General features: G+C 41.3%; 1 protein-coding gene. It reads left to right on the top strand.

Annotated features, from left to right (window positions below):
- The coding region (locus tag HMPREF9018_RS11215) for an LPD38 domain-containing protein (protein WP_008447507.1) at window positions 1-11,291 on the top strand (11,291 nt) is incomplete at its 5' end.
- Between the last annotated feature and the right edge of the window lie 44 nt (window positions 11,292-11,335).

Here is an 11,335-nt window from a genome sequence, read left to right as displayed (position 1 = left end):
CACGCAAAAAGGAGGAAGCAAAGGTTGATACCAATCCGACTGAAGCACAGAAAGAAGCTGGCAACTACAAGAAAGGTCATATCAAGGTAGATGGTTTCAATGTCACTATTGAACAGCCTAAGGGTAGTGTTCGTCGTGGTAAGGACGCAAATGGCAAGGAATGGGAAACCGAGATGCATAACACCTACGGATACATTCGAGGTACGGAAAGTGTTGATGGTGATCATATCGACATCTTCTTGTCAGATAACCCAACAGAGGGTAACGTCTTTGTTGTAGACCAAGTAAATAAAGATGGTTCTTTCGATGAACATAAGGTAATGTACGGATTCTCTGACATGGAGAGCGCAAGGAAAGCATACCTTTCTAATTATGAAGAGGGATGGCAAGGCTTGGGCAACATTACAGAAGTTAGCAAGGAAGAATTCAAGAAGTGGATTGATAGCAGTAAACGCAAGACAAAAGCGTTTGCAGAATATACTTCTGTTAAAACAGAGGGGGATGTTAATGTACAGCATCCTATTGAGGATAAAGGCGGCAAGCGTCTTGTATCTAATGAACGCTACGAAGAGCTAAAGAAGCGTATGCGTTCTAAGTTGGGTCAGCTTAATTTAGGTGTAGACCCTGAGATGTTGGCTATCGGTGCAGAAATGGCAGTGTATCATATAGAGAATGGCGCACGTGCCTTTGGAGCCTATGCAAAGGAAATGATTTCTGACCTTGGAGACGCAATTCGTCCATATCTCAAAGCATTCTACAACGGTGCAAGAGATTTACCAGAGATGACAGAACTATCTAAGGAAATGACCTCTTATAGTGATGTTAGTGCCTTTGATGTAGCTACTATCGGTAATGATGGCGAAGAGGTAAAGCCTACTGTATTCGATACCGCAGAGCAGGTTAGTAATGAGGCTACTGTTGAGCATAACGCACAGGAGGAAGCCAAACAGACAACAGAGACTGGCGATGTTGATAACGATGTGTACTCTATCACTAAGCAGCACAACAACAAGAAAGATGTTGATATTTGGGTTGTACGTGGAAAAGAGCATGTAGACCGTAATGTTTTCATGGGACAGAAGAGAGAAGCTAAAGAGAATAATGGTTACTACTCTTCGTTCCGTGGGGTTAATGGTTTTGTTTTCACCACACCCGAAGAGGCACATTCTTTTGCGAAAAATGTATTCACTAATGAAAATAATAACCAAACATTAAACATAGAAAACAATGAAGAAAATGAGCAAAGAGCAGCAGATACAGAAATTATTGCAAGCCATGCTGAACCTATAGAGGAAGATAAAACTACCACAGACATCAATGGTTTTAAGGTAGGCGATAAGGTTATGTATAAGGGCGAGCCAGCAACCATTTATGACATTGATAGAGGTAAACCTGTCCTTGATACTGGTTTAACACCTGTAATGTATGAGCTGGTAGAATGGGAAGACATTCAGCCTATTACTTCTACAAAAGAGGAAAAGGAGCTTCCACAGAAAGAAAATCAGCCAAAAAGTGGCAACCAAAAGAAAAATAATGTATCTTCGCAGGTAGAGAATGACCTTTTCGGAGATTTGTTCTCACAAAGCGAACCAAAATCACAAGACAATGAAGATAACCAAAGAACTCGAAGAGAGAATAGAAAAAGCGATGATGGAGTTTCGCCACGAGAATCTTCTGGGCGCAGGACAGCTGAACCGGGACAACTGGACGCAAATCCTACAGAACGCAGGACTGAGCGACAAGGAGATAGCGGAGTACAGAGCGGAAATGCAGAAGTACTCAGCAGCACTGGACGACCCACTGGACGCTTATCGAGATTAAACGTTTCTAATAATCATGCTGAGCGTGGTGTAGACTATGCGCCTACATCCGTTGATGCACGTATAGAAGCTAACATCAAGGCTATTGAGTTAGCTAACGACCTTGTCGAGAGTGGTGAAAAAGCAACTCCCGAAAAAATGCGTGTGCTTAGAAAGTTTAGTGGTTGGGGTGGTCTTGGAAAAGCTTTCTCTATAGGTACACCTATTTCTCTCAAACTACAACAAATGTTAGGTGCAGAAGCATACGAGCAAGCCGTAATGAGTGCCAATAGTGCTTATTATACACCAGCATACGTTATTGATACGTTATGGGACGTAGCAAAACAACTTGGATTTAAGGGAGGCAATGTTTTAGAGGGTTCGGCAGGTATCGGTAATATAATAGGGCAAATGCCTATGGAGATTAGCGATAATAGCCATATACAAGCCGTAGAGATTGACGGCACGTCTGGCAATATCTTATCACTTCTGTATCCTGAAGCTAATGTTGAGATACAGGGCTTTGAAAAAACACGAGTACCAAATGGTAGTGTAGATTTAGCTATTACCAATGTGCCTTTTGTAACAGGGCTTCGTGTGAATGACACAACAGGAGATAGCGACCTGTCAAAGAAGTTTCACAACATTCATGATTTCTGTATTGCAAAGAATGTACGCAAATTGCGTGAGGGCGGTATCGGCATCTTTATATCTTCAAACGGTACACTTGATAACTCACAGAAGTTGCGTGATTGGCTGGTTAGCGATGGTAAGGCAGATGTTATCGGGGCATTCCGACTCAACAATAAAACATTTGGTGGTACTGGTGTAACATCTGATATTATTGTTATCAGAAAGCGTGTAGGTGGAAAGGTTTCTCCTAATGCTATTGATGTTAGCACTGTAACAGGTGAGCGCAGCGTTGATTATAATACTGGGGAAGAAAAGAAGATAAAAGGCACGTATGTTTCTGTTATCAAACACTTGTCAATGGATTACAATAAGTATTTCATTGAACACCCTGAAATGATGGCAGGTAAGATGGAGTTTGCTTTCGAGCATGGCGATACCTATCGTGCTACCTCAAAAGGACTTTATCCAACGAGTGATAAGCAACAAGAGAAGATGTTGCAAGATTTCGTGAACTCTTTTGCTCACATGAAAGATGAAGCACAGGTAAAGAAAGAGGAAATGCCTGTCAATGTAGTATATGAAGAGCTTGGCGATGATGTCAAGGAGGGAAGCATGCTTATCAACAAGGACGGTAAGCTTTGTGTTGCTCAACTGGGACAAGCCGTTCCACTTAATTTGAATACAAATAAGGTAAAAGGACACACAAAGGAAGAATGCTTTAAGGCTTATACTGCTATTAAAAAAGCCTTAGATGATGTATTGCATTATCAGTCAGAGAATGAAGACGATAAGGGGTTACAGCCTTTACTTGACGAACTCAACAAGGCTTATGATGACTTTGTTAATACTTACGGACACCTTAACAAGAATGTTTCTATTGCTTTCTTGCGCAATGATATTGATTATCCTAATGTATTCTCACTTGAAAGATATGAGGAAACAGGAGACAAGGATGGAAAACATGTGCAGAAATTCATTAAGACAGATGTGTTCAGCAAACGTGTTATAGAGAAAGACGTTGAGCCTCAACCTAAGAACGTAAAAGACGGTATTATTGTTAGCATTTATAAGACAGGCAAGATTGATATCCCTTATATCAGTACACAACTTAGCATGAGTGAGGACGATGTGAAAAAGGAAATCATTAGCAGTGGCTTAGGCTTTGAAGACCCAACGTGCAAACAGGTAGTCGTTTCTTATCAATATCTTAGCGGTAATGTCAGAGAAAAATTGAAACAGGCAGAGGCTAATAATGAAAATGGAACTTATAATGGCAATATAAAGGCTCTTAAAGAGGTCGTTCCTAACAGCATCCCTGCACACCTCATAGAATTTAACCTCGGTTCATCATGGATTGCTTCTGAACTTTATGACGAATATGTAAAGGAGAAGACTGGTATTGACGTTAAGTTTACGGCAGCAGGTGGTACATGGTTCATGAAAGCACCTGATTGGGGGTTGAACAATGATAAAAACCGTACGAGTGGTGTCCATAGTGAGGTATTCAATGAGTATATTTATGGGCATAAGCTAATCGAGGCTGCTATCCAAAATAAGACCATTTCAGTTTCAAGGGTACAAAAACATTACGATGGTTCCAAAGAGACTATAACAGACAAGGAGGCTACACAGGCTTGTGCATCTAAGATTGATGAAATCCGTCAGAACTTCAAGGATTGGGCAAGAAATAAGATGCAGAGCGACCCTGCAATGTCCGAAAGAATGGAAGCCGTTTACAACGACCTCTTCAATAATTATGTCCCTGTTGATATTCCTTCTGAATATATCCCAGAACATTTTGGAGGTGCAACACACAGTATTACCCTTCGCCCTCATCAGGCAAAGGCGGTAGTACGTGGCACTATGCAACCTTTGATGCTTGCCCATGAGGTAGGAACAGGTAAGACCTTTACTCTCATTTCAACGGCAATGGAAATGCGCAGACTGGGAACAGCCCATAAGCCTATGATTGTAGTACAGAATGCTACCGTTGGTCAGTTTGTTGCCAGTGCAAAGCAATTATATCCTAATGCAAAGATACTCACATTGGAGGATAGCGACCGTAGCGCAGAGGGTAGAAAGAATTTCTATGCCAAGATACGTTACAACGATTGGGATATGATAGTCGTTCCTCAATCCACCTTTGAGTTTATTCCTGATAGCGAAGAGCGTCAGATGGCTTTCATTAAAGACAAGATAGAGGAGAAGATGCTTGTTCTTGAAAAAATGAAAGAAGCTGATGACTCAGAGCGCAACCCTATTACTCGACAGGCAGAAAAAGAAATCCAACAGTTGGAAGACGAGCTTGCATCTATCTCTGGACAACTCGCAGATAAGCGTACAGCAAAAGATGAGAAGAAGCGTGCAGTTACTAAGCAGAATACAGAGGTAAAGGCACGTGAAATGCTCGACCGAAGAACAGACGATACGGAAAACTTTGACGATATGGGTATTGACGCCCTACTCGTTGATGAGGCTCACGAATACAAGCACCTCGGATTTGCTACAGCTATGCAGCGTGGCGTTAAGGGTGTAGACCCATCGTATTCAAAGAAGTCGCAAGGTGTTTATTTGAAGACACAAGCCGTATTGCAAAAGAACTATGGACGTAATGTTATCTTTGCTACTGGTACTCCTATCAGTAATACAGCAGCAGAGATATGGACTTTCATGCGTTATCTGATGCCAGCCGACACAATGAAAGACTATGGTATCTACTACTTTGATGACTTCGTGCGCAACTTCGGTAATATCCAACAGATGTTGGAATTTACCACCAGTGGCAAATTCAAAGAGAATAACCGTTTTGCAGGTTACATTGACTTGCCTGAACTCGTGCGTATTTGGTCAAGTGTGTCTGATACTGTTCGCACAAAGGATGCAGGAGGTGTGAGCGATAAGATACCTGAAATGGAGACAGGAAAGGCACAAGACCTTTATCTGCCACAGACAAAGGCTTTACGTGGTATCATGAAGTTTGTAAAGGGCGAGCTTGAAAAGTACGACAATATGAGTGGCAAGGAGAAGAAAGAGAATTCTCATATTCCACTTACTATGTATGGTATTGCCAAAGCAGCAGCCGTGGATGCCCGTTTGGTTGATGCAAGTGCAGAAGATGATGCTAACAGCAAAACCAATGAGGCTGTGCGCCAAACATTGCGTACTCTGAAAGAAACGGCAGACTATAAGGGTACTATTGCTATCTTTGCAGATAACTATCAGAACAAAGCGAGCGGTTTCAATCTATACGAAGATGTTAGAGAGAAACTTATCAAGGCAGGTGTTCCAGAGAAGCAGATTGTTGTAATGAAGTCGGGAATGACTGTGAAGAAGAAACTTGAAATCTTTGACAAGGTAAATCGTGGGGAGGTTCGTGTTATCATGGGTAGTACATTCACCCTCGGTACTGGTGTGAACATTCAGGAACGCTTGCATACACTTATACATCTTGATGCACCAAACCGACCTATGGACTACACACAGCGTAACGGACGTATTCTAAGACAAGGCAATATTCACAAGGAAATGAATAAGCCTGTACGTGTGCTTCGTTTTGGCGTTGAAGACAGTCTTGATGTTACTGCATATCAGCGTTTGAAAACTAAAGGTGCTATTGCAGACAGTATTATGAACGGCAAGCAGCTTATGTCAAACAGTATGGAGAACCGTATTCTCGAAGAGGAAGAAGATGCTTTTGGAGACACCGTAGCACAACTTTCAGGAAGCGAGTATGCTATGCTGAAAAATCAAGCCGAGAAGAATGTCCGTAAGTTTGAGAGCAGAAAGCGTCAGTGGGAAGCCGACCAAACGTATATCCATAACGCAAAACCACGTCTTAACGGTCAGATAAAGCAGGAGCAGGAGCGTAAGGACACAAATGAAAAGAACCTTTCTCTTGTTCGCAAAACTTATCCTGATGGTAAGTTCAAGATTATAACCATTGGCAAACAGAAGTTTGACAGCGTAGAAGCTATGGCAGACTTTATAAAGGAGCATAACAAAAAGGTCAAAGACGAGAGCGAAAAGGTTAAGGATAGTGCAAATGCCTCATACACGAGTAGCCTCAATGTAAATATTGACGGCTTAGATTTTGTTGTACGCACAGAAGTTGCTAAGGAAACTATATCGCAGGGCATCAATCTATTTAGTAAGGCTACACGTAAGATGTTTTATTCTCAAAAGGAATTAGGTCTTACAGATGTACCTGTAAAGAGTGGCTTGCTTCGCAATGCTATTGAGGATATTACCAAAAATGTTATTAATGGTAATGATTTCGAGAATATCGTTGGATATGCAGAGCAGAACATAGCTCGCCATAAATCCGAACTTAAGCAGATGCAAGCAAGAGAGGGTAAGCCTTTTGAGTTTGAAAAAGAACTTGAAGAAGCTAAGGCGAAATACGAGGAATACACCGAGCTGATGAAGCAGGAGATGGAGGAAAAAGAAAAGAAGTATGCCGAAATGGATAAAGATGTTGAGGCTGTTTCTACTCTTTCTGAAGCATCAGAAGACGAAGAAGACCTTATGCGTGATGGTCAGGGAACATTAACTGATTATGAGTTGAGTTTCATCAACGACCCTTGGGTAAAAATGCTGGGTAAGTCTAACCGTACAGCCAAGCAACGTGCAGCATTTGCCGAACGTGAACGTAGTAGAATGACTAATCGTGTAGGGGAGCTTGCAGACATATTACATCTTGACAATGTAGAAGTGATTACAGATGCCAGCCAGTTAGACGGTAAGCGTGCAAACGCTAAAGGTTTCTACTCAAAGAGTACAGGTAAGATAACTATAGTTATCCCTAATCATGCCAATATAGCAGATGTAGAGAAAACTTTATTGCACGAAGCAGTAGCACATTATGGCTTGCGCAAACTCTTTGGCGACCATTTCGATACATTCCTTGATAATGTTTACCAAAAAGCAGAGCCTGAGATTAGACGTGAAATTGTAAAACTTGCAACCAAGAATGGCTGGGACTTCCGCACAGCGATAGAAGAATACCTTGCATCACTTGCAGAGCAAACCGACTTTGAGCGCATGCCTTATAGTTTCTGGACAAAGATAAAACAACTGTTTATGAAGCTGCTCCACTCTATTGGTTTTGAAAACTGGCAAGGTGGCGAGTTGAGTGATAACGAACTTCGCTATATCCTTTGGCGCAGCTATCAGAACCTAAAAGAGCCAGGAAGATACCGCAGTATCTTAGGAGAAGCAGAAGATGTGGCAAAGCAGTATGAGTTGAAGGTTGGTAATTATGCAGAGCAAGAAGCGGACAAGTCGGACAGGTCGGACCAGGTAAATAAAGCCTTCAACATAGAACTTGAACGCTATCTAAATGGGAATATGGCGACCAACGAAATGTTGCATTTAGGCTTACCACAAGGAATAATGATTGACTTCTTACCAAACCTACCTATTGTCATGCGCCAGCGTATTTTAACCAAGGCAAGCGTAAAGAAACACGATGTTGATTTAAGTGCTTTACATAATCTACCACAACATTTGTCAGCACCTATTTTTGTATTTAAACGTGCAGATAATAATTTAGGTGTACTCACAGAAATGAAAGACCGCAATGGAAAAAATATCTGTGTAGCAATTGAGTTGAACAAGACTATACAAGACGGCAAAGAGTTCTTAGAGGTTAATGATATACGTTCTATTCATGGACGTAACGAACGTGATGTCATTTATCCTATTGTAGAAAATGGCAGCCTACAATGGGTAGACAAAGAAAAAGGGCTTAATTGGCTCTCCTCAGTATCACATTATGCTCAACAGGAAATAGACAATCAAGTCCTTAATTCTGTAGCAAAGATAGTGAAAGATTTTGAGAACCCAAGCGTTTCGGAAGAAAATGTTGAGGAAGATGATGTTTTGTTACGTGAGGGAGAGGGTAGAGTTGAGGCTCGTGATATTTACGAGCAGCGTGTCAGTAGAGCTATGTTCCAAACGCAGGAAGCTATACAAGATAGTATGCTTGGACTTAAAGAGGCTATGGATGCTATTATAAAAGGCGAGGGTAAGAAAACGGATATTGCAGATATAGCAGGTTTTGAGAATGCCTATTTAGGAGAAAATAGATTATCTTCTGTCAATAAGGCTGAGGCAGATGCTTTTGCACACCTTGTATTTCAACCGATGCTTGACGAAGTTGCCAAACTTGCTAAAAATGATAAGCAGCGCACCGAACTCGTTGATTATATGATGGCAAAACATGGTTTGGAGCGTAATCAAGTTATGGCGGAACGTGATGCTACTGAGGCATTCAAAGCAAATGAACAGGCACACCCTAATAGTACAAAAAGTTTTGATGATTATCTTGCAGATGCTCGTGAACGTGATTATGCAGGTCTCACTGCCTTGACCGGAACAGATACAGTGGAAGACGCTGAAGCGGAGGCTGGAAGAATGGTTGCAGATTACGAGCAGAACAATGATACAACAGCGTTATGGAAAAAGGTAAACGATGTTACGAATGCCACTCTATCAAAAAGTTATGAGTGCGGTATGATGAATAAGGACACATACGACAAAATAAAGAGTATGTATCAGTTCTATATTCCACTTCGTGGCTTTGATGAAAAGACAAGTAGCGAAGCATACGCATACCTTACTCATCGTCAAAGTGCTTTTAATGCTCCGATTAAGGTTGCAAAGGGTCGTACTTCAAAAGCAGATGACCCATTTGCAAACATACAAAGTATGGCAGAAAGTGCGATAACACAAGGTAATAGGAATAAACTGGTAAAGCAGAAATTCTTAAACTTTGCTCTTAACCACCCAAGCGACCTTGTTAGTGTGAGTGATTTATGGTTGAAACATGACGATGTAACCGATGAGTGGAAACCAGTCTTCCCTGATAACATAGAAGACACAGACTCAGCAGATGATGTTGAAAAGAAGCTGCAAGACTTTGAGGCACGTATGGAAGAACTCGCAGAGCAAGACCCCGAAAAGTATAAGCATGGCAAGGATACCATCAATGTACCGTATCGTGTCGTAGAAAGTAGGGATTTGAAGCAGCATCAGGTTCTTGTTAAACGTGGTGGTAGAAATTATGTCTTGACTATTAACGGCAACCCAAGAGCAGCACAAGCCCTTAACGGACAAACTAATCCTGATAATGACAATTCAGGTTATATCGGTGCTATTCTTAAAGTTGGTGAAATGGTAAATAGACAGTTGAGCGCATTCTATACAACACGTAACCCTGATTTTGTTGTGTCGAACTTCATTCGAGATATGCTTTATGCTAACTCAATGGTATGGGTAAAGGAGAGTCCAAACTATGCGTTGCGATTCCATCGTAACATTGGAAGATGCAATCCTGTACAGATAAAGATACTTCTTACCAAGCATAGAAACGGTAAGCTCAATATGGATAACGACCTCGAACGTTCATTCTATCAATTCATGATGAATGGTGGCGAAACAGGCTATGCCAATATACGAGATATTGAACAGCATAAGAACGATATCCGTAGAGAATTGAAGCGTGCTAATGGAAAACTTGGTATAGAAAAGGCTATCAATTTATTTGGTGAAAGACTTGATGAGTACAACCGTGCAGTTGAGAACAGCGCACGTTTTGCAGCATTCCTCACATCACGAGAAATGGGAAGAACAATTGACCGTTCTATCTATGATGCAAAGGAAATCTCTGTGAATTTCAATAAGAAAGGCAGTGGCGCAAAGTTTATGAGAGCAGTTGGTCAGACGAAACTTGGCAATACAAGTGCTTTCCTTTCAGGATTTGGACGTAGTGGCTTTGTATTCTGGAATGCAGCCATACAAGGAACAACAAACTTTGGCAGACAATTTAAGAAACACCCTGCAAAAGCATTTACGGCAGCAGCAACGATGTTCATACTCGGTGCTTTGGTAGCAGGAATGGGTATGGGAGACGGCGACGATGACAACAAGAATAGTTATTGGAACTTACCTGAATATGTAAGACGTAGCAATATCTTGTTTAAGGCTGGCGACCAATGGGTATCTATACCATTACCTACAGAATACCGTGCTATATATGGTATGGGCGAGTTAATGGTTAGCGCAATGAGTGGTAAGGAACATTTCACAGGTACAGAATTAGGCAGAGCCATTGCTGGTCAGGTTACACAGATTCTTCCTATAGATTTCTTAGAGGGTGAAGGAGGTTTGAAAGCGTTTATACCAAGTGCAGTAAAACCTTTTGCTGAAGTTTATACCAATAAGAGTTGGACGGGTATGCCTCTCTATAAAGCCACTCCTTATAATAAGGATATGCCTGAATGGACAAAGGCTTACAAGAGTGCTAACAAATACCTTGTTGGAATATCTAAGACTTTGAATGAGGTAACTAAAGGCGATGCTTACACAAAGGGGGCGATTGACATCAATCCTGCAAAGGTAGAATACATTCTTAATGGTTATTTCGGTGGTGTCTCTAATACCATTGACAAACTTACTAAGAGTGCAGAGACTATTGCAGGGCAAAGAGAATACGACCCAAGAAGTTTCTTGCTACTCAATAGAATTTTGAAGAATGGAGATGAGCGCACAGAGTCGCGTGCCATTAACAATGAGTACTACCGAGCAAAAGAGGAACATGACAAGCTAAAGGCACGGATAAAGCATTACGAAAAAGACACAGACAATGGTGTTTTTGACTATGCCGAGAAGATTGATTTTCTCTATAACTCTCCTGAATATGCACGCTATGAGATTTTCGAGGACTATAACAAAGAGATTGACGGTCTCTATGATGAAATGAAAGAAGCGACAGACGATGATGAACGTAAGGTTATCGAGAACGAACTCACTGCATTAAAAAAGCAGATGATTGAGGAGATGAATGCTACACGTAAATAGTTAAACCCACGGTGGCACATATTTTAATTAGATTTGTGCCACCG

Source organism: Prevotella amnii CRIS 21A-A, assembly GCF_000177355.1.
In the GTDB taxonomy this organism is placed as follows: Bacteria; Bacteroidota; Bacteroidia; order Bacteroidales; family Bacteroidaceae; genus Prevotella; species Prevotella amnii.
This window is presented reverse-complemented; position numbering and strand designations above follow the sequence as displayed.